The sequence below is a fragment of the Streptococcus sp. 1055 genome, assembly GCF_013276815.1.
Classification (GTDB): domain Bacteria; phylum Bacillota; class Bacilli; order Lactobacillales; family Streptococcaceae; genus Streptococcus; species Streptococcus pseudopneumoniae.
The window spans coordinates 48806-69556 of the sequence record NZ_VMLT01000002.1; the positions used below are offsets into that span (position 1 = coordinate 48806).

The following is a 20751-nucleotide window of genomic DNA, read 5'->3' on the forward strand; positions in this document are numbered from 1 at the left end:
AAGGGTGTCTCCATAAACTCGCAACATCTCTAATGATTTTACCCTGATAGCAATAGACAGTTAAAAAGCCCTGAAATCAGCTAAATTTCAAGGCTTTCTTTATAGGCTATTGTATCAATTTACTTATTCCGATTTCTGTTGCTACTAGTTTAATTGTCATCCTTCAATACCTTCTAAATCTTTTAACTTAACTGAAACAATTTTTGAGACACCTGACTCTTGCATGGTCACTCCATAGATGGAATCAGCCGCTGCCATGGTTCCTTTACGGTGGGTCACAACGATAAACTGGCTGTCCTTGTCAAATCGATTGAGGTAATCCCCAAAACGTTTAACATTGGCTTCATCCAGCGCAGCTTCCACCTCATCCAAGATGACAAATGGAATGGTCTTGACACGAATAATGGAGAAGAGCAAGGCAAGAGCTGATAAGGCTTTTTCCCCACCACTCATGAGATTAAGCGACTGGATTTTCTTACCTGGAGGTTGAACAGAAATCTCCACACCAGCTGTTAAAAGGTCGCCCTCAGTCAATATCAAGTCTGCCTGACCTCCGCCAAACATCTGTTTGAAGGTCACTTTAAAGGACTCACGAATGGCTTCAAAAGTTGATTTAAAGCGTTCTTTAACCTCATCATTCATCTCTGTAATGGTCTCAAGGAGCAGGTTTTTCGCTGACAAAATGTCATCTCGCTGGCTATTGAGGAAAGCCAGACGGCTGTGAACTTCTTCGTACTGTTCAATGGCATCCAAATTGACAGGACCCAGTGAGCGAATAGCCTTCTCCAAATCCTGCACCTCTTGCTCTGACAGATTGAGATTTTCCAATTCATGCGCCTTTTCTAGAGCTTCAGTATAGCTAATCTGATACTGGTCTGTTAATTGACCTTGTAAATAGCGCAAGCGCTCGCTGACCTTTTCTTTCTTGGATTCAGCACGTGTTTGCTTGCGAATCCACTCTTCATTCTGCTGGCGAGCCTGATCCAAATGACTAGCAATATCATCCAGTTGACCTTCAATATCATCCAACTCAAACTGCTTACGAATTAAACCTTGTTGGAGGTTTGTTTTCTGCATTTTGGCTTCTTCTACCTGTTGACTGAGCAATTCTGTATCAACTTTCTCAAGATTGTCAACCTTTTCTTGAAGAAGGCGCTGGATTTCCTCTTGTTCGATATTCAGATTATCCAATTCCTTGCCTAGACGGTCAATATCAGCCACTTCATAACGTTTTTGCCCTTGCAGTTCTGTCTTAAGCAGGCGAGCTTGCGCTAGCTCTTCCTGCAAATTTTGATAGCGTTCTTGGATGGCATTTTTGTTGGACTTAATTTCTTCAATCTCAGCTTCCAGATTTTGCTTGTCACTGGCAATGGTAGCAAGGCGATCTTGGCATTTTTCCTTATCTGCTTGCCAATCTCCGTCAGAAAGACGATCTAATTCCTCTTCTTGGAGTTTCCAAAGAGTTTCCAGTTCTTCAACTTGCTGACTGGTCTGCTGATAGGCGAGGGACAAGCCTTGCTCCTGAATACGAGCCTGCTCTCCCTGATATTTAATAGCTTCTAATGATTCGGTCAATCTAGCCATCTGGTCTTGTAAGATCTTCAAACTCGACTCTTCTGAACGAAGACTTGCTTCCTCTTCAGCAATTTCTTTTTGCAATTGCTCCAGTTCTGGCTTGATAAAAATACTGTTATTCTGGCGATTGGCACCACCCGCATAGGAACCACCTGTTCGCAACTCTGTTCCATCCAATGTCACCATACGAACCTGATAACGAACCTGGCGAGCTGCTTCACGCGAATGCTCTACAGTATCAAAAATAGCCGTCGTAGCTAGCAAGTTCTTGAAAATAGCTTCCAACCTATTATCGAATGTCACCAACTCATCTGCCATGCCCAGAAATCCCGGACTTGCAGCGATAGCATCTTGATTCTGGCTAGAAATCGTACGAGCCTTAATCGTTGTCAAAGGAAGGAAGGTTGCACGACCAGCCCTGTTGCGTTTGAGGAAATCTATAGCCTTAGTCGCCGCGTTCTCATCCTCTACGATGATGTGCTGACTGCTTGCTCCAAGCGCAATCTCTAAGGCAGTTTGATAATGAACATCAAAAGTCAGATGCTCACTAACTGCCCCAATAATCCCACCAAGGCGGTCTTTTTCTTGGAGGACACTCTTAACACCTGCATAAAAGTTACTGTGATTTCTCAGGATATTTTCCAAACTTTGGGCTCTAGCCTGCTTGTTTTTAAGACTGTCCAGACGGTCAAATAGTTGACTTTGCTGAGCTTGATAGGAAGCTTTCTGCTCCTCTTGCTCCTTGGCAATAGCTTGGTAGTCAGCCAATAATTTCTGAACATGCTCCTTGGCAGTTTCAAGCTCCGCCTTTTGCTGACTAGCCTTCTCTTTAGCTGTAGCCAGCTGTTCTTTCAGCTTTTCTAATTGATCTGCTTGTTTTTGAGAAAGCTGACGACTATTTTCCAACTCATTCTCAATACGAGTCAGTTGGTTTGAGACATCCGCTTCTTCTTGTAAAAGAGCTACAAAGCGTTCACGCAAAAGCTCAATCATCTGATCAGGATCATCTGAAAAAGCCAGCAATTCAGCCTCTAGTCGATTGAGTTTTTGATTATTTTGGACTAGATTTTCCTCTAACAGAGCTAAAGAGCTTTCTTTATCAGATTTTTCTTGGCTGAGTAAATTTCTCTTATCCTCCAAAGCAGCCAAACGAGCTTGTGCTTCCTGTTGATTCAGGGCTACTTGCTCAGATTCTAATTTCGATAGGGCTAATTTTCTCTCTAAATCACTAATCAGACTGGTCAAATCCATCAAACTGCCTTGGTCTTTAGCCATTTCAGCCTGTAAATCTTGGCGTTGCTTTTTAAGAGTTTGATTTTCTTCTTCTAATTTTTCACGCTTTTGGTAATAGCTTGTCAAGAGTTCCTGAACCTGTACCAACTCTTCTTCTGTCGACTCTAGTTCAGACTTATTTTCCTTGATTTGAGCAACAAGGACATCCAAGTAAATAGCCTTGCGTTGACCTTCCAAATCTAAAAACTTACGAGCATTTTCTGCTTGCTTCTCAAGAGGCTTGATTTGATTATCCAACTCATAGATAATGTCCTCTAAGCGGTCTAGATTATCCTGAGTTTGTTGCAATTTGCTCTCAGTCTCTTTTCTACGAGTTTTGTATTTCAAAACTCCAGCAGCCTCTTCAAAAATAGCTCTGCGTTCTTCAGGCTTGGAGTTGAAAATTTCCTCAACCTTCCCTTGGGAAATGATAGAGAAGGAATCTCGTCCCAATCCAGTATCCAAGAAAAGATCATGAATATCACGCAGACGGACTTTCTTGCCGTCAATCTTGTATTCGCTATCTCCACTACGATAGATATGACGTTCTACCCTGATTTCTTGGCCTGCATCCTTGATAAATCCGTCATGATTATCCAGAGTCACAACTACAGAAGCATAATTGAGCGGTTTGCGACTTTCGGTCCCAGCAAAGATGACATCCGGCATCTTGCCCCCACGGAGACTCTTGACACTTGACTCCCCCAAGGCCCAACGCAGACTTTCTGTAATATTGGACTTTCCAGATCCATTGGGTCCAACGACTGCCGTCACACCTTGGTCAAAGACGACCTTGGTCTTATCAGCAAAAGACTTGAATCCCTGAATTTCGATTTCCTTTAAATACATGAATCCAGCCCTTTCTCAACGGCATTTTTGGCAGCTTCCTGCTCTGCTAATTTCTTAGAACGACCTTGACCTTGACCAATGCTCTTACCTTCAACAAGAACTTCTACATCAAATACCTTATCGTGGGCAGGACCCGTTTCAGAAATCACCTGATAACGAATAGCCACATCCCCATTGACCTGAAGTAACTCTTGGAGATGGGTTTTGTAGTCTGTAATCATCTCAAACTCACCTGCTTCAACCTTAGGAATCATGACTTGATAGATAAATTCCTTGACCTTGGTCACATCCTTGTCCAAAAGGAGGGCACCAAGAAAGGCTTCAAAGGCATCACCAAGAATGGTGTCACGGTTGCGACCACCAGATTTTTCTTCCCCTTTACCCAGCTTGATAAACTGGTCAAACTGGCAATCACGCGCAAAACCAGCCAAACTCTCCTCGCGAACAATCATGGCACGGAGTTTTGATAGGTCACCTTCAGGCTTTTTAGGATATTTTTTATATAGATATTCTGAAATCAATAACTGTAGAACAGCGTCTCCTAAAAATTCCAAGCGTTCATTGTGTGAAATTTTTAAGAGGCGGTGCTCATTGGCATAACTCGTATGAGTAAAGGCAGTTTCCAGTAAATTTTTGTCTGCAAATTCGATTGCAAAATGATTCTTTAGTACAGTTTGTAATTCTTTCATACCAACCTCTTTCTAACTGATAATAGTCCTTTTTATTATATCAAAAAAAGCCCCCTGAGTCACTCTAAAACGGGACTGGAAAGCATTTGGGCATTCTTTAGATAGAGATTTTCAGTTTTATACTAAGAGCAAACTAGGAAGCTNNTGCTTTGAGGTGGTAGATAAGACTGACGAAGTCAGTTACATATATCTACGACAAGCCAATGCTGATGTGGTTTGAAGAGATTTTCGAAGAGTATTAGGGCTAAATTTGGGGTAATATAAAGAAAAAAGCCCTATTTAAAGGCTTTTTTAGGATATTTACATCCACCCTGAGGGAATCGAACCCCCATCTCAAGAACCGGAATCTTACGTGATATCCATTACACTAAGGGTGGAAACTTGTTTTATTATAACAGAAATTTGCTCTAATAACAAGTTTTTTTTCTAGTGAGATAGGCCGTCTTAGTGGGAAGCATCCCCATTCCAGATAGAGTTTTTCACGATCACATAATCAACGTGTTTAAGGTCAGCAACCTGACGTCCACCTGCGTATGAAATGGCACTTTGCAAATCTTGTTCCATCTCAGTTAGAGTGTCTTGCAAATGACCTTTGGCAGGAAGCAAGATGCGTTTGCCTTCCACGTTTTTGTAGGCTCCTTTTTGATATTGTGAAGCTGAACCATAGTATTCTTTGAACTGTTCACCATCAACTTCAATCGTTTTCCCTGGACTTTCGATGTGTCCAGCAAAGAGGGAACCAATCATGACCATGCTAGCACCGAAACGGATAGACTTGGCAATATCTCCGTGAGTACGAATTCCACCATCTGCGATAATCGGTTTACGTGCAGCCTTAGCACACCAGCGTAGAGCAGCCAACTGCCAACCTCCTGTGCCAAAACCAGTCTTGACCTTGGTGATACAAACCTTACCAGGACCGATTCCGACCTTAGTAGCATCCGCACCAGCATTCTCCAATTCACGCACAGCTTCTGGTGTTCCCACATTTCCAGCAATGACAAAAGTATCTGGTAATTCTTTCTTGATGTGTTGAATCATAGAAATCACGCTATCTGCATGACCATGAGCAATATCAATCGTGATGTATTCTGGAGCATCAGCCTTGAGCTGGCTAACAAAATCATACTCATAGTCTTTAACACCGACAGATATAGAAGCAATGAGACCTTGTTCGTGCATGCGTTTAATAAAAGAAATGCGTCCTGCTTCATCAAAACGGTGCATAATGTAGAAGTAACCACCTTTAGCCAGTTGCTCTGCTACATTTTCATCCAAAATCGTCTGCATATTAGCTGGCACAACAGGTAGTTTAAAGGTGTGATTTCCTAGAGTGACGCTTGTGTCCGCTTCTGCACGGCTTTTAATCACACATTTATTTGGAATCAATTGAATATCTTCGTAATCAAAAATTGGAAATTCATTTAACATATCGATGTCTCGTTTCTTTTGTAATGACCTACCTATGCTCTCGCATCCCTACGCCTTTTCCGCCGTTTCCTTAATTCATTATAAACTAAAGTACAGTTTTTGTCAAATCATTTTATAAATTAAATTATATTGTTCGGGTTTTACTTGTGTTATAAAACAAATGAAAGAGGAGAGATTATTTTCTCCCCACTTCTTTAGTAATATTACTTTTAAATATTTCTTCGGAGTTTTCCATCTTTTCACAAAATTCACGATAGGATGAAGAATTCTGAGGAATTTGAATAGACCATTTCTTCAACAAAGCTCCATAACCTGCTAGCTTCCCTATCTCATTATAAACAAACTTGTCCTCGCTCGGAAAAACCAGACCAGCCTTCTCAGCTTTTAAAATATAAGAATAGGAAATCAGTTGGAACAAGTCCTCACGGTTTATTCCTTTTTCAGTATCTTCAAGATTTTTATATTTAGCGTCTAACACAATTTTTAAATCTCTATTATAGAAATCTGGATAAACTTTTCGTTCTCGACTAGAAAATACTGAAATTCCGTCCGTCTTATCTTTATTTCGTGGATGGATGAAATCTTTTGGCAACAAAGTATGAACATACTCTTCCCAAAGCCAGGCAACATCAAAAAGAATACCATGAATTTTTTGATCTTGATAGCCTAAACCGTGCTTTTCTTGGTTTAGAATCATCAGACAAAGTTCTTGTAACTTTCTGTACTCGTGAAAGTATGCATGACGTATAGGTTTAGATTGATTTCCCCGAGTAATCTTAGCACGATCAGCTAGTTTATAAGAAGGAGTTACCCGCACGATTTCTGCTACATTTTCACGACTAGTTAAGAGACTATCAAGAACCCCTTGCCCAATGCTTTTCTGATGCTTAATGTATTCAATAGTGTGACGGATTAGCTGCATGAGAGGATTATCATAGGTGAACTCTCTTGTTGTGTAGGCAATATTTCCCGTGAAAGGAAGATTTTTCTTGAGATGGTTTCTTACATCCATCACTCCCTTAACATGACTGTCGTTATGAGAAAATCTCTGGTATTCCTTATAAAGACCTTTTCGGAGAGCAGCTTGAAGATACTTGGGAAAAAGATACATCAGAAGTTGATAGAGTCTATCTTCACGCGACAAAGCTACATCTAAACTAGTGAGATTGATATGAAGAACCTTTTGTAAAAGATAATGCAAAAAATGATCATTGCTCTTATCAGAAAAGCGAGAAGATATCGTTAATCTTTCCTGACCATAGCCCAGAAAACCAATTACATTTCCTGTCTTAATTTCCTGATTGACCGTTTCCAAAATCTTTTGTTTCTTATTCAAATCTGGAGAATATTGTAGGTCATTTGGGAAAACAAAGATACTATCCTCTCGAGAAAGGTTGTCCAGTGTTCTATCAAGAAGTGCTTGACTTAGTTTGGGATATTCTGCGACAAAGTCTTCTTTAGCAATTTCATGATGATTATCAGTTATCCTCATCTTTATTTTCATCGCTTTCTTCGTCATCTGTATGTTTCTGAATAGTTTGCTCATTTTCTTTTAAATCAAACGCTTTTTTCAATATTTTTAGTTTTTCAACTTCCTCATAGGAACCACGTAGATAATCTTCCAAAAGCGGTTTAAGGTAATCAGACCAAAGTAATTCATAGTCAAAATCTACATCCTTCAACTTAAGGAAATAACTTGGCCCGATATGATAATGACTGTTTAATTCCTGAACATTTTCAATTGCAGCATTCAAGTTTCTTAGTCGAGTCTTAGCTTCTTCAGCACGCTCACCTAGTTCTTTATCTAGAATATAAAGTTGACTTTCAGCCGTAACTTCAACAAATCGGAAACGACGACGCATAGCAAAATCAAAGGTGTCCACCGAGCGGTCAATATCATTCATTGTTCCAATTATATAGACATTCTCTGGAATATAGAACTTGTCATCAGTCTTGTGTAAGTTAGCATACTGAGTAGAAACACTTCCCTTTTCACCACGATAGCCAGGGTCAATAGAAAAAAAGAGTTCTCCAAAAATCTTAGAAATCTCACCACGGTTGATTTCATCAATGATAAAGACGAATTTTTTGTCTGTATCAATTGTTGGAAACACATAATCACATAAGCCATAACTTTCTTTCATGTGATCTAAAACGATTTTTTGATAAGTTTCGTACTTTAACTTAGTCTCCTCACCCTTGTACAAAAGATACACTTTTTCTTTGGTAGCAACAGGAGAATCAAACTTCACATTCCCTTGACTATTTAAACTGGCTGGAACCGAACTACGAGGGAAGAAATATTGTCCTTGCTTTTCATTGATAGCATTCGTTAGCTTAGCCCACGTTTCTTCAAAATTATCTTGACCTCCAGTCTTCTGAGCTTCTTTTGCCTTCTGGCAAAACTCTTTAAAAATACCATCTTGTAATTTAAACTCAATAGCTCCATCCCCATTTGATACTGGTCTCAAACCCTCTACAAAATCCGTATAATCATAAGATGGATGAAACTGTACAAAGCCGATTTGCTCCTCATGACCTTCCGTTAACTCTTTAGCAATTTCTTGAGCAAGATAAGTTTTTCCTGTACCAGGTGCACCACGGAGAATGAGGTTTTTGGATTGCAATAAAATATTTTTATATTTGTTAATATTTTCTAACATGTTTACATCTTTCTTCTCTTTTTTCACATAGAAACTAGTAAAATTGTCGTAAAACTCTTTTAAAATATCATTAGGTTCCGCGGTTGATTCCAATTCTAAATCTTTGACAAGGTATTTATAACCTAAATCTTCATCTTGATTATTACTGTACCATTTTACTATTTTAAATTCTGTGAGTTTAAATCTCTGAAAACCACATCTTATATTTATCCATGAGTTATCCATGTCACTCAATCGATAACCAAAATAAGGTGATTTAATATATCCATTACCACTCCTTGGACCAAAATGACCTGTGTTAAGCATTTCAACTTTGTATGGAATACCTTCGATGGTTAGAGCAGGATAAATATGTTCAGCTCCATCTAATTTTTGAGAACGTTTCATTTCTATATCTTTCGAATTATAGATATTTGATTGATTCACAAATTTAGACAAAAATTCTCTGAAGACTTTATAACACTCTGAGTTAGTTCCAGTTTTTACAAACTCATAAGATTTATTTATAAAAGGTAAAATCTCGTCTAATGAATTTTCCTCCTTAATAAAATACTCAGCATCAAGTGTCCAACCAAATGAATCAGGCTTCTTATCAAATATCAAAAAATCTGAATCACGAAGACTTTTGGAGAGAATGGCAATCTTTATTCCTTTATTCCGAAAATTAATCTCTATAAAGTTTTGTAACTTCCCTTTCATATTTTTAACCTGAAAAGAAATATAACTTTTTGTTTGATTTTCAATTGCATCTGGGAATTCTTTTTTTATTCTATCAATAAAAGTTGATTCAGATATCATAATGCTTTACCTCGCTTATTAAATGATTATTAAAGGTTCTAAATATTATTTGTTAGTTTAAATATTTTTAATAACTATCTTAACACACATTTCACATATAGAATATCACATCTATATAAAAAAGAAAAGAAATTATAAATAAAAAGTCCAGTGTCAGGAGCTTCAATGTCTCATAACACTAGACTTCTTTTAAATATTAATAATACTCGCCCTGACGGTAGTCCCATGAGTTAAAGGTATCTGACAGGTGCATCATAATCTTATCAATGTCAAGCCCTTTACGGATTACAACTGGAGCTGGTGAAGTTGATCGTGCTCCCCCTTGTTCTGGGATGAGTTTGCCATCTTTATCGACCATAGACACCATCACGCCTTGCTCGTAGCGAGTTTCAATCGTTTTGTCAGGCTGGATAGATGCCACATAGTCGTCTGCCTCGATAACAAGGTCAACTGCCCCTTCGATGCGTTCTCCGATCCCTTCTACCTTACCACGGTTTCCTTTTCCAGATGGGTTAGCTGATGAGGCATAAACCATCTTGCCTTCTTCCCAAAGTTTGGCAGCCAATTGTTCACCAGCTTTCCCAAACTTGATAACAAAACAGCTAGTACCACGCACGTCAGTCATCAGTTCTTCACGGCCATCCCCATATGCTTTTAGTTTTTCAAAGGCTTCTGGTTTCCAAGGAAGGATACAACCAAGAAGAATATCTTCGTCCCAATGTTTTTGGTAAAAGGCTTCAATTTCTGGATTGAGTTGTGCTAAAGCACGAAGCTCATCCATGCTACCGCAGAGAACAACACCTGGTTTGTTACGGTTACGTTCTTTAGCTTCAAACTTACGTTCAAGACCTGCCTTGTCACTAGTCATGATGATGTAACCAACTTTAGTAGGGCAAACGATACATCCCCCCTCACCTTTTAAAATTTCATATCCTTCTTGTGAAAGTGTTCCCTTCCATTGAATGTGTTTTGTCATAGTTCTATTTCCTTTTCTATTTTTCTTCTAATCCTGCCAGTAGGCTGGTCGTTGTTTTTCATAAGCAGAAATCAAGTCTTCATACTGCAAGGTAATTCCAATATCATCCAAACCATTTAAGAGCTTGTGTTTCCATTCGCTATCGATTTCGAAAGTGAATTCTCCAACTGGGGAGATGATTTTCTGTTGTTCCAAGTCCACAGTTACCTGGTCAGTCGGTTTGAGCTGAGCTAGTTTCTCTCTAATCTCTCTGGGCTGAACAATTGGTAACATGCCATTATTGAGTTCATTATTGTAATGAATGTCCCCAAAAGACCCTGCAATCACGACCTTAAAACCATAGTCCGCTAGAGCCCAAGCTGCATGTTCCCTCGAAGAACCTGCCCCAAAGTTATCCCCTGATATGAGGATACTAGCTTTCCGATATTCAGGTCTATTAAAGACAAAGTCGGGGTCCTCAGTATAGAGATCATCCAGATAACGCCAAGCATACATGAGGTACTTACCAAAGCCTTTTTTATCAATTAACTTAAGAAACTGCTTGGGTAGGATTTGGTCGGTGTCGATGTTATCATTCATGAGAGGAACGGTCGTTCCCGTATAAACTATAAATTTCTCCATATCCTCTCCTTACTGGGCTTCTGGCATTTGCCGAACATCTACGAAACGCCCTGCAATAGCTGCCGCAGCTGCCATAGCTGGACTACAGAGATGGGTCTTAGCCCCAAATCCCTGTCTGTCTTCAAAGTTGCGGTTGCTTGTTGAGGCGCAGTGAACGCCATCTGGAACCTTGTCAGGATTCATCCCCAGACACATGGAGCAACCAGGGTCTCTCCACTCAAATCCAGCATCTAGAAATACCTTGTCCAAGCCCAACTTCTCAGCAGCTCGTTTGACAGGACGAGAACCTGGGACTACGATAGCCGTTAAGTTGGGAGCAATTTTCTTTCCTTTGACAAATCGCGCAGCCAGTTGCAAGTCGCTGAGACGAGCATTGGTACAAGAACCGATAAAGATATAGCCTAGTTCAATATCTGCTGGCTTTTGACCAGGCTCCAAATCCATGTAATTGTAGGCACGCTCATCATTCATATCCTTAATTTCTGGGAAGCTACTGTCAAAGTCAACGCCCATAGCAGGATTGGTTCCCCAGGTCACCATGGGAGCCAAGTCTGAGACATCCATCTGGATAACCTTATCGTAAACAGCATCCTCATCACTGACAATTGTTTTCCAATCAGCCACAGCCTCTTCAAAGTCCTCTGGAACACACTCCCGTCCCTTGAGATAATCATAGGTGGTTTGATCCGGATTCATAATCCCCATCTTGGATCCAAACTCGATGGACATATTGCAGATGGTCATGCGCTCTTCCATGCTCAGTGCATCAATTGCTTGTCCACGATATTCCACCACGTAGCCAACGCCGCAAGCAACACCGTACTTGGCAATCAAGGCTAAAATGTAATCCTTGGAATAAACTCCTTTTTGAGGAACACCTGTAAATTCCACCAGCATTTTCTTGGGTTTGACCTGCCAGAGGGTCTGTGTCGCAAAGACATGTTCGACCTCACTGGTCCCAATCCCAAAGGCGATAGCTCCGAAAGCCCCGTGGGTTGCTGTGTGGCTATCTCCACAGACGATGAATTTCCCTGGTTGGGTTCGTCCTGTTTCTGGACCAACCATGTGAACAATTCCTTGTTTTTCAGAACCATGGGCCGCATGTTCAATCCCAAACTCCTCAACATTTTCAGCCAGCTTATCAATTTGAGCCTTAGAAATCACATCTCGAATATCGTAGATATTGACCGTCGGGACATTGTGGTCAAATGTTCCAAATGTCAAGTCTGGTCGTCTCAATCTGCGCCCTGCATCTCGCAAACCTTGAAAAGCCTGAGGGCTGGTCACTTCATGAATATAGTGCTGATCCACATACATGAGTTGGGGCTGCCCCTCTTCTCCTGTGATGACATGACGGTCCCATAATTTATCAAAAATCGATTTTCCTGCCATCTATTACCTCCAAATAACATATAAGGCTACTAGTGTAGTCACCATCCCAAGAAACCAAACTGTTTTAAAGTACCATTTTCGAGTCTTGTGGTGAAAAGTGATTCCTGCTAACCAGGCACCAAAACCACCACAAGTAAAGGCTAAAATGAGTAAGATTTTCTCTGGGATGCGCCAAGCTCTTCTCCTTGCCTTAGATTTGTCAATACCATAAATCAAGAAAACCATGACATTCCAAATTAAAAGGACTAGAGTAATTTTTTCGTCTAACTTCATAACCTTGCAATAATAGCTTCTGTCATTTCCCTGGTAGAAGCCTGTCCCCCTATATCTCTTGTTAAAACACCAGCCGCCAAACTTGCTTCAACAGCACGCTCAATACGCTCTGCATCCTCATAACGACCAAAACTATCTCTCAACATCATGGCCACTGATAAAATCATGGAGATAGGATTTGCAATGCCTTGACCTGCAATATCAGGTGCTGAACCGTGGATAGGCTCATAAAGGCTTGGTCCATTTTCAGAATGACTGGCTGATGGCATGACCCCAAGTGTGCCTGATAGAACGCTTGATTCATCAGAGAGAATATCTCCAAAAAGATTCTCCGTCACAATAACATCAAACTTGGCAGGATTGGTAATTATAAGCATAGCAGCTGAGTCTACCAACTGGTGTTCCAAGGTTACATCTGGGAAATCCTGCGCGACTTCCTCAGCTACTTTCCGCCAGAGTTTTGAGGTCGCTAGAACATTTTGCTTATCGATACTAGTAACGATTTTTCTGCGGTTTCTTGCGATTTCAAAGGCCTTGCGAATAATTCGCTCCACTTCCTCATAGCTGTAGTCGTTGATATCACGCGCTTTGCGCTCTTCAAGGATATGATCTCCAAAGTAAATCCCGCCTGTCAACTCCCGTACCACGACAAAGTCTACACCAGCAATTCGTTCCGGTTTGAGTGGTGACAAATGCTTAAGACTGTCAAAGATTTTTACAGGGCGAATATTAGCATAGAGATTGAGTTCCTTACGGAGAACCAGCAAGCCTTGTTCAGGGCGAACCGCTGCCCCATCATACTGGGGACTACCGATAGCCGCTAAGAGAATGGCATCTGCTTCACGACATGCCTTGAGGGTTTCATCAGGTAAGGGATGCCCTGCTGCATCAATACCTGCACCTCCGAAGGGTCGTCTGTCAACCTCATAGTCAAAACCTGTTTTTTCAGCTAGAGCCTCCAGAACTTCTAAACCAGCCTCCATGATTTCTGGGCCAATTCCGTCCCCTGCTAGAGCTACTATTTTCTTTGTCATAGCCTTCTCCTTTACACACTAGGCATATCACGATAGGAAACACAACGTCCCATCTCACCAGCATTCTCTTTTTGAACAAAGGTATTGGCATTGATGTAGGCAATAGCTGAAGCCTTCAACACATCGAAATCAAGACCTGCTGCATTAAAGATGGTTTCTGTATCTCTATTTTCAACAGTGACCAAAACCCGAGCCTGGGCATCGATTCCATCCGTTACAGCGTCAATAGTGTAGGACACCAAGCGAACAGATTGATTGAAGAATTTGTCGATAGCATTAAATATAGCCTCAACAGAACCTTGCCCTGTCGCATTAAATTCGACTTTTTCACCATCCATATTGGCTAAGCTAACGAGCGCTTCAATGTCATTATCTGCATGGGTTTGCAGTTGTAAATCATCAAAGTGGAAGCCTTCTGGGTTTTCAACCATGGTTCCAGCTACCAGAGCACGAATATCTGCATCTGTGATTTCTTGCTTCTTGTCTGCCAGTGCCTTAAACTTAGCAAAGAGTGGTTTGATGTCCTCTTCTGTAAAGTCTAGGGCCAATTCTCTTAGTTTTTCAATAAAGGCATGGCGACCAGACAATTTTCCAAGCGGAAGGCTATTGCTCTTAACACCAACCAATTCAGGGGTGATAATCTCATAAGTAAGAGGATTTTTAAGAACTCCGTCTTGGTGAATACCAGATTCGTGAGAAAAGGCATTACCACCAACGACGGCCTTGTTTTTAGGAACTGGGATACCTGAGAAGCGAGAAACCATTTCTGACGTATTGATGGTCTCATTTAGGACAATACTGGTTTCTGCTTGGTAGTAATCTTGGCGAATATTGAGGGCTACTGCTATTTCTTCCAAAGCAGCATTTCCAGCTCTCTCACCAATACCATTGATGGTTCCTTCAACACGTTCTGCCCCATTCTTGACGGCAGCAAGGCTATTTGCCACTGCCATTCCAAGGTCATCGTGGCAGTGAGGCGAATAGATAATCTGACGATCCGTCTTGACATTCTCAATCAAGTATTTGAAGATAGCACCGTACTCCTCTGGCGTGGTAAATCCAACCGTATCAGGGATATTGATATAAGACGCCCCTGCATCAACCGCTGTTTGAACAACTTGTAAGAGGAAATCCAACTCTGTTCTAGTCGCATCCTCAGGAGAGAATTCGACCACTTCAAACTTAGAACGGGCATAAGAAACATGCTCCTTAATAGCTTCCAAAATCTCTTCCTTGCTCTTATTGAGCTTATACTTACGATGAATGGGACTGGTAGCGATAAAGACGTGAACTTGTGGATACTTGGCGTCCTTTAGGGCCTCGTAACAAGCATCAATATCAGACTTGACAGAGCGGGCCAGACCAGTTACCGCCGTTTTCTTCAAGGCCTTAGCAATCTCCTGCACTGCTGTGAATGAATCAGGACTCGCCGCCGGAAAACCAGCTTCAATGGCTGAAATACCCCATTTCTCAAGCTGCCTTGCTATGGCAATTTTTTCTTTGATTGAAAAGTTAACACCGGGTGTCTGCTCTCCATCCCGAAGGCTGGTATCTAGAAATTCAACTGTTCGCATAAGATTTCCCCTTTTCCAAATGTGATTTTAAAAAAAACATCTCGCTCAGAAACCCAAGCGAGATGTTGATTTACTCCCGCTTGGTAAGCCAAACAGGACTAATGCTTTTTGCACTAGCCCGAGTACCTCAACAACAAAGCGAATTGATTAAACTTAGCTGTTTTCATGTTTGACTTTCTCCTTCGTTTGATATCTTGTTAAGTATTTTAGCATAGGCAAAAGCACTTGTCAAGAAAAAATCAAATATTTTCTGAAAATTTCTTCAGTAGAGAATATTTAGCTAATTGAAAGTTCTTGAAAATCCTTGAAATGTTTCATTTTTTAGAGGTTAAGTTCCAACTTTTTTCTATCAATTCCAGTACCATTTCATCTGACAACGTATCATCAAGCGCCACACTAATCCAGTAGCGTTTGTTCATATGAAAAGCTGGATAAATGCCCTTTTGTGAAAGCAGGTCCACTACTTGATCATGTTTGAGATTGACTGCTTCCACTTGTCCTTCTCTGCCCTTTTCCAGCTTATCCCAAGAGATTTTCATCAAGACGGCATACCACTTTTGATTTCCTTCATGTCTTAATACTGCCGTATCAGGCGATTTCTCCCACAGATACTCCAACTGGTTTCCATACTTTTCCTGAACCTGAACCATGATACGCTTAGTCTGAGGAAAGATAAAATCTTGCACATCAAAACAAGCCTTCCGAATCTGGTAAAGAATCTCCAAACAAGCCTCACGGACACTTCCTACAAAACTCCCACGCATACTTTCCATATGAACTTGAGGATAGAGGTCACCGGTTTCCTGGTCAAAGACCTGAAAGTTCACATTATCAGCAGTAATGGACACAGTCATGACAAAGTCACCCTGCAAAATCTGGCAACTATAGGTCCAGACTCCACTATTTTCTACAAAACCATAAGCATGAGCCTTTTCTTTATTAAATTGATAGGATTTAAAAATTTCAAACATAAGTGAAAACTGCTATCAAAAGCTAGCAGTTCCTTTCTATTTTTTAAAAGACAACCTTGGTTCCATGCAATTGTGTTATCCCCAGCTGGTCAATAAAGGTTTGACGGTTGTCAAGGTCAATCCCTCCACCTGGTAGAATTTCAATTTTACCTTTAGCATGTTCCAAAATTTTGTGATAATGAGCAAAACGTTTGTCTAGAGAGTCGCCAGATACACCAGCACGAGTTAGGATACGAGTGACTCCAGCTTGACTAAGCCAGTCAATAGCTTCTAACTGGTCTTCTTCGCTCAATTCATCAAAGGCCATATGAAAGACAATTTCCATTCCTTTTGAAGCCTCAATTAGCTTCTCCAGATTAGGCTTATCCAACTTTTTATCAGCAGTTAAGGTACCAAATACAACCCCTTGACTTCCAGCCTGAGCAGTCAAGAGAATGTCTTCTAGCATAATAGCAATTTCCATATCATTATAGACAAAGTCGCCACCACGTGGACGAATCATGGTCATGATGGTTGTATTGTAGTTAGCTGCCAGTTCAACTGCTGCCTTAGTCACTCCATAGCTGGGTGTTGTCCCACCAACTGCAAGATTATCACAGAGTTCGATTCGACGAGCTCCAGCCTCCATCGCTTTTTCAAGCAAGGTCACATTTTCAGCACAAAATTCGTAAATCATTTGATTCTCCTTGAATATTACTTTGAATTTATTATATCATATTGTTGTGAATATGTTTTTATTTTTATCAAGGCAAATAACTACTATTTTAACTATTCTTTGTCTGGAATAACCTTAAAGAGATAATAGGTGATAAAGATGGTCAAGGCTCCCAGACCGATTTTGACAGGTAAAAGAGGTGCAAAATAAATGGAAATTCCCATCAAGATGTAGATAGAGACAATAATCTCTTTTTTACGTTCACGCGCAATAGACTTAGTCTCGCGAAAATCAGCAACATATGCTTGATAGAGCTTGGTATGATACAACCAATCTTCGAAGCGCTTGGAACTTCTGGAGAAACAAGCAATAGACAACAAAAGAAAAGGCGTTGTAGGCAACAAGGGTAAAACAACCCCAACAATTGCCAAGGCCAGTGATAAAAAACCAATTATCAGATAGATAAGACGCATAACTACTCCTAATTAAAATAATCCTCTTCTAGTTTCGCATAAAATGATGAATTTTGTCAAGTTCCAACCAAAAAGAGCCTGAAATTCACTTTCAGGACTCTCTTCTTATTTAATCTTTTCTTCTTCGTAATCACCATTGCTGCAAACAACCTGCTTGCCACCACCACGGACTTTTTTCTCCATGAGGAAGTTGCCACATTTTGGACAGTCACGACCAACAGGCTTGTCCCAAGAAGTAAATTCACAGTCTGGATAGCGATTGCAACCATAGAAAAGGCGATTGCGTTTGGTTTTACGCTCAATAATTTGTCCCTGATGACAACTTGGACACTCAACACCAATCTCTTTCACGATTGCTTGGGTATGACGGCAATCTGGAAAATTGCTACAAGCGTAGAACTTACCAAAACGACCAAGTTTAATGACCATTGGACTACCACACACTTCACAGTCAAATCCAGCTGGTTCATCCTTGATCTGGATTTTCTCCATTTCTTCTTCAGCCTTGGAGACCTCTTTAGAGAATGGTTTGTAAAAGGCATCAATGACCCGTCGCCACTGCTCTTTTCCAACTTCGACATCATCCAGTTTACCTTCCATTTCAGCTGTGAAGGTCACGTTTACGATATCTGGGAAATATTCAACGATGAGCTTATTGACAATTTCTCCCAACTCTGTCGGTTCAAAACGTTTGGCTGCCAGGCGAACATAATAACGTTTCTGAATGGTTTCAATGGTTGGCGCGTAGGTTGATGGACGTCCAACCCCATTTTCCTCTAAGGTTTTAATCAGTGTTGCTTCAGAATAACGGGCAGGCGGTTGGGTGAAATGTTGCTCTGGTTTGCTATTGACCTGTTTGACCACATCTCCAACAGCCATATCTGGTAGCATTTTATTCTTGTCAGAATCATTATAAATGGCAAGATAACCATCAAACTTAACCTGACTACCATTGGCAGCAAATTGAACTCCATTTTGAGACAATTTAACAGCCATGGTATCAAAAACGGCCGCTGTCATCTGGCTAGCCACAAAACGATTCCAGATAAGGGTATATAGCTTGAGCTGATCCTTGTCCAGATACTTAGCGATGCTTTCTGGTGTATTAAAGACACTCGACGGACGAATAGCCTCATGGGCATCCTGAGCACCTGATGCGTTTTTGACCTTGCTACCGTGCTTAGAATACTTGCTATCAAAACGATCCGTAATGAAGCTTGCCGCCTCATTTTGCGCTACAGGACTGATACGAGTCGAATCGGTACGCATATAGGTAATCAAACCTTGAACACCAGAACCGATATTAATTCCTTCATAGAGCTGTTGGGCAACCATCATGGTTTTTCGAGTACGGAAATTGATTTTATTGGCAGCATCCATCTGCATAGATGAAGTGGTATAGGGTAAAGGAGCATTGCGCTTACGCTCTTTCTTATCCACCTGATCTACTGAAAAGTCTTTACTCGTCAGACGAGACAAGACTTCCTTGACTTCGTTATTGCTGGTCAGTTTCATCTTTTTACCATCTACTCCATAGAAGGAAGCATGAAATTGTTTGGTTCCCTTTTTAAAGACAGCATCAACTGTCCAGTATTCTTCTGGCTGGAAGGCATTGATTTCATTTTCACGGTCAATGATGAGTTTAAGGGCAATGGACTGAACGCGACCTGCTGACAAGCCCTTCTTGACCTTCTTCCACAAAATAGGCGAAATCGAATACCCGACCAAGCGATCCAAGATCCGACGAGCTTGTTGGGCATCGACCAAGTCCATATCGATCTTACGAGGTTCTTTAAAAGCATTTTTGACTGCATCCTTGGTGATTTCATTGAAGACCACACGGTTGGCATCATTTTCATCCAAGTTGAGAATATGGGCCAAATGCCAAGAAATCGCTTCTCCTTCACGGTCCGGGTCACTCGCCAGAAAAACTTTATTAGCTTTTTTAGCTTCTTTTTTCAAGTCATTGATAAGAGGGCCTTTTCCTCGGATATTGATATATTGCGGTTCATAATTATTTTCAATATCGACGGACATACTGGATTTCTTCAAATCACGGATATGCCCGACACTGGCTAAAACCTTGTAGTTTCTGCCGAGATATTTTTCAATCGTCTTGGCCTTAGCAGGCGACTCCACGATGACTAGATTTTTTTTAACTGTTGATTTTTTCTTTTTTGTTGCCGTAGCCACAGTATCACACCTTTTCAAAGTAATAAACTTTATAAAGTGTAAACCATTTTTTGAACCCTGTCAAGACTTAGCTACTATAATAGAAGAAAAGTTTATACTTAAGACTTCAGTCTTCCTTTGATATACATAGAAGACTCACGAGAAAAACCAGCTATTCTCAAGAAATTATTGTTCCTCAGACTCTGTATCAAATTTATTGGCTTTTTCCTTTTCTTTTGCTTCCTTATCCTTGATATACTGGAAGAAATACTCCACCAGTTCTTCCTTACTAAGTTGTTCTGAATCAGACAATTGGGAAACTTGAACAGAAACATCACTTAAACCATAGTCACCTCTCTTACTGGAAATCATATCGAGTTCTTCTTCTGTCAAATAATTTCCTGAAATGGTTAGCTTTAGGGTATGAGTCTTTTTAGAATAGATTTTTTTCAAAATATTATGCCCCTGAAATTGCTCTGATATAAATTTCTTAAGGGACTCTTTTTTCAACGTTTCTCTCACTAAAGTCGTTGCAGAGATAAAACTCGGAATCATCAGCAAAACAGCAACTAGAAGCAAAATCCTGCGCATTTTAGAGTCTTCTTCATTATCTTTAAAATAATGTTTCTTAACCATCATCAACCTAACACCTATATAAGTCGCAATGACAATAAAGCTACAATTGATGAGGAATAGGTAAGAGGAGCCTATGATAAATTTTAGATTAGCAGAAGCAATAGCATAACCTACTGTACAAAGAGGAGGCATCAAGGCGGTTGCAATAGCAACACCAGGAACAATATTATTGGTCTCTTTTTTCCTAGCACCAATAATACCTGCTATCCCTCCTACAAAAGCAATGAGAACATCCCAAATAGTCGGAGAGGTTCTAGCAACAATCTCCGAACTAGCATACGAAATGGGAGAAAGATAAAAATAAAGTGTTGAAGCTATTAGACTGGCAAGAATTTGAATAGCTAATATTTTAAAAGATTTTCTTAACAATTTAAAATCAAATATAGCTAGAGAGAGCCCCACTCCCAGAATAGGTGTCATCAAAGGAGAGATTAACATGGCTCCAATAATCACGGGAGTCGAATCCATATTTAATCCGATAGAGGCGATAAGCATGGCACATAGTAAAATCGCTAAATCACTTCTGGAAAGTTCTAATTCTTCATATATTTTATTTCTAAATTCTATCAACGAATACAGTTTATTATTTGTCACAAATATCTTCCTTTCCCAGCTAACTAGTCGCTAATACTCTTCGAAAATCTCTTCAAGCCACGTCAGCTTCACCTTGCCGTATAGATGTTACTGACTTCGTCAG

General features: G+C 40.4%; 16 protein-coding genes and 1 tRNA gene. All 17 read right to left on the reverse strand.

Annotated features, from left to right (window positions below; all coding sequences use genetic code 11):
- Positions 1-156: 156 nt before the first annotated feature.
- Positions 157-3696, reverse strand: coding sequence for a chromosome segregation protein SMC (smc, locus tag HT699_RS00250; RefSeq protein ID WP_172933999.1), 3540 nt, complete (start codon positions 3694-3696; stop codon positions 157-159).
- A complete protein-coding gene (gene rnc / locus HT699_RS00255; protein WP_000661493.1) occupies positions 3687-4385 on the reverse strand; it encodes a ribonuclease III in 699 nt (232 codons plus the stop codon). The genes smc and rnc overlap by 10 nt, the downstream gene beginning before the upstream one ends.
- 305 nt (positions 4386-4690) lie before the next feature.
- A tRNA-Arg gene (locus HT699_RS00260) sits at positions 4691-4762 on the reverse strand.
- A 67-nt stretch (positions 4763-4829) separates the two neighbouring features.
- Entirely contained in the window at positions 4830-5816 is a 987-nt protein-coding gene (locus HT699_RS00265; protein WP_100104556.1) for a GMP reductase, read from the reverse strand.
- A gap of 175 nt (positions 5817-5991) precedes the next feature.
- The gene (locus HT699_RS00270) at positions 5992-7308 is read right to left on the reverse strand and encodes a 3-isopropylmalate dehydrogenase (protein ID WP_172934004.1); all 1317 of its coding nucleotides are present in this window, start codon (positions 7306-7308) and stop codon (positions 5992-5994) included.
- Positions 7295-9277, reverse strand: a complete 1983-nt coding sequence (locus HT699_RS00275) for an AAA family ATPase (protein WP_172934000.1) — start codon at positions 9275-9277, stop codon at positions 7295-7297. The genes HT699_RS00270 and HT699_RS00275 overlap by 14 nt, the downstream gene beginning before the upstream one ends.
- Positions 9278-9473: 196 nt before the next feature.
- Positions 9474-10253 carry a Sua5/YciO/YrdC/YwlC family protein gene (locus HT699_RS00280; protein ID WP_119943430.1) on the reverse strand — a complete coding sequence of 260 codons (780 nt, stop codon included), beginning with the start codon at positions 10251-10253 and terminating at the stop codon, positions 9474-9476.
- 27 nt (positions 10254-10280) lie between these two features.
- Positions 10281-10874, reverse strand: coding sequence for a 3-isopropylmalate dehydratase small subunit (gene leuD, locus HT699_RS00285; protein ID WP_138700101.1), 594 nt, complete (start codon positions 10872-10874; stop codon positions 10281-10283).
- A gap of 9 nt (positions 10875-10883) precedes the next feature.
- Positions 10884-12266, reverse strand: a complete 1383-nt coding sequence (gene leuC / locus HT699_RS00290) for a 3-isopropylmalate dehydratase large subunit (RefSeq protein ID WP_050208154.1) — start codon at positions 12264-12266, stop codon at positions 10884-10886.
- Positions 12267-12269: 3 nt separating this feature from the next.
- Complete coding sequence (locus tag HT699_RS00295; RefSeq protein WP_023936517.1) at positions 12270-12539, reverse strand: DUF1294 domain-containing protein; 270 nt, start codon at positions 12537-12539, stop codon at positions 12270-12272.
- On the reverse strand, positions 12536-13573 hold the full coding sequence (leuB, locus tag HT699_RS00300) for a 3-isopropylmalate dehydrogenase (RefSeq protein ID WP_172934001.1): 1038 nt from the start codon (positions 13571-13573) through the stop codon (positions 12536-12538). The genes HT699_RS00295 and leuB overlap by 4 nt, the downstream gene beginning before the upstream one ends.
- Positions 13574-13584: 11 nt before the next feature.
- Positions 13585-15147, reverse strand: a complete 1563-nt coding sequence (locus HT699_RS00305) for a 2-isopropylmalate synthase (protein WP_172934002.1) — start codon at positions 15145-15147, stop codon at positions 13585-13587.
- A gap of 314 nt (positions 15148-15461) precedes the next feature.
- Positions 15462-16118 carry an MmcQ/YjbR family DNA-binding protein gene (locus HT699_RS00310; protein WP_023936522.1) on the reverse strand — a complete coding sequence of 219 codons (657 nt, stop codon included), beginning with the start codon at positions 16116-16118 and terminating at the stop codon, positions 15462-15464.
- A 43-nt stretch (positions 16119-16161) separates the two neighbouring features.
- Positions 16162-16794: a copper homeostasis protein CutC gene (locus HT699_RS00315; protein ID WP_172934003.1), complete on the reverse strand. Its 633-nt coding sequence runs from the start codon at positions 16792-16794 to the stop codon at positions 16162-16164.
- A gap of 92 nt (positions 16795-16886) precedes the next feature.
- Complete coding sequence (locus tag HT699_RS00320) at positions 16887-17246, reverse strand: YbaN family protein (protein WP_023936524.1); 360 nt, start codon at positions 17244-17246, stop codon at positions 16887-16889.
- Between the two features lie 105 nt (positions 17247-17351).
- Positions 17352-19439 carry a type I DNA topoisomerase gene (gene topA / locus HT699_RS00325; RefSeq protein WP_023938619.1) on the reverse strand — a complete coding sequence of 696 codons (2088 nt, stop codon included), beginning with the start codon at positions 19437-19439 and terminating at the stop codon, positions 17352-17354.
- A gap of 165 nt (positions 19440-19604) precedes the next feature.
- Positions 19605-20648: a TIGR00341 family protein gene (locus HT699_RS00330; RefSeq protein WP_007284808.1), complete on the reverse strand. Its 1044-nt coding sequence runs from the start codon at positions 20646-20648 to the stop codon at positions 19605-19607.
- Between the last annotated feature and the right edge of the window lie 103 nt (positions 20649-20751).

Coding starts and splice junctions, on each gene's coding strand:
- smc (WP_172933999.1), bottom strand. CDS start 3,696: ATGTATTTAAAGGAAATCGAAATTCAGGGATTCAAGTCTTTTGCTGAT.
- rnc (WP_000661493.1), bottom strand. CDS start 4,385: ATGAAAGAATTACAAACTGTACTAAAGAATCATTTTGCAATCGAATTT.
- HT699_RS00265 (WP_100104556.1), bottom strand. CDS start 5,816: ATGTTAAATGAATTTCCAATTTTTGATTACGAAGATATTCAATTGATT.
- HT699_RS00270 (WP_172934004.1), bottom strand. CDS start 7,308: ATGAGGATAACTGATAATCATCATGAAATTGCTAAAGAAGACTTTGTC.
- HT699_RS00275 (WP_172934000.1), bottom strand. CDS start 9,277: ATGATATCTGAATCAACTTTTATTGATAGAATAAAAAAAGAATTCCCA.
- HT699_RS00280 (WP_119943430.1), bottom strand. CDS start 10,253: ATGACAAAACACATTCAATGGAAGGGAACACTTTCACAAGAAGGATAT.
- leuD (WP_138700101.1), bottom strand. CDS start 10,874: ATGGAGAAATTTATAGTTTATACGGGAACGACCGTTCCTCTCATGAAT.
- leuC (WP_050208154.1), bottom strand. CDS start 12,266: ATGGCAGGAAAATCGATTTTTGATAAATTATGGGACCGTCATGTCATC.
- HT699_RS00295 (WP_023936517.1), bottom strand. CDS start 12,539: ATGAAGTTAGACGAAAAAATTACTCTAGTCCTTTTAATTTGGAATGTC.
- leuB (WP_172934001.1), bottom strand. CDS start 13,573: ATGACAAAGAAAATAGTAGCTCTAGCAGGGGACGGAATTGGCCCAGAA.
- HT699_RS00305 (WP_172934002.1), bottom strand. CDS start 15,147: ATGCGAACAGTTGAATTTCTAGATACCAGCCTTCGGGATGGAGAGCAG.
- HT699_RS00310 (WP_023936522.1), bottom strand. CDS start 16,118: ATGTTTGAAATTTTTAAATCCTATCAATTTAATAAAGAAAAGGCTCAT.
- HT699_RS00315 (WP_172934003.1), bottom strand. CDS start 16,794: ATGATTTACGAATTTTGTGCTGAAAATGTGACCTTGCTTGAAAAAGCG.
- HT699_RS00320 (WP_023936524.1), bottom strand. CDS start 17,246: ATGCGTCTTATCTATCTGATAATTGGTTTTTTATCACTGGCCTTGGCA.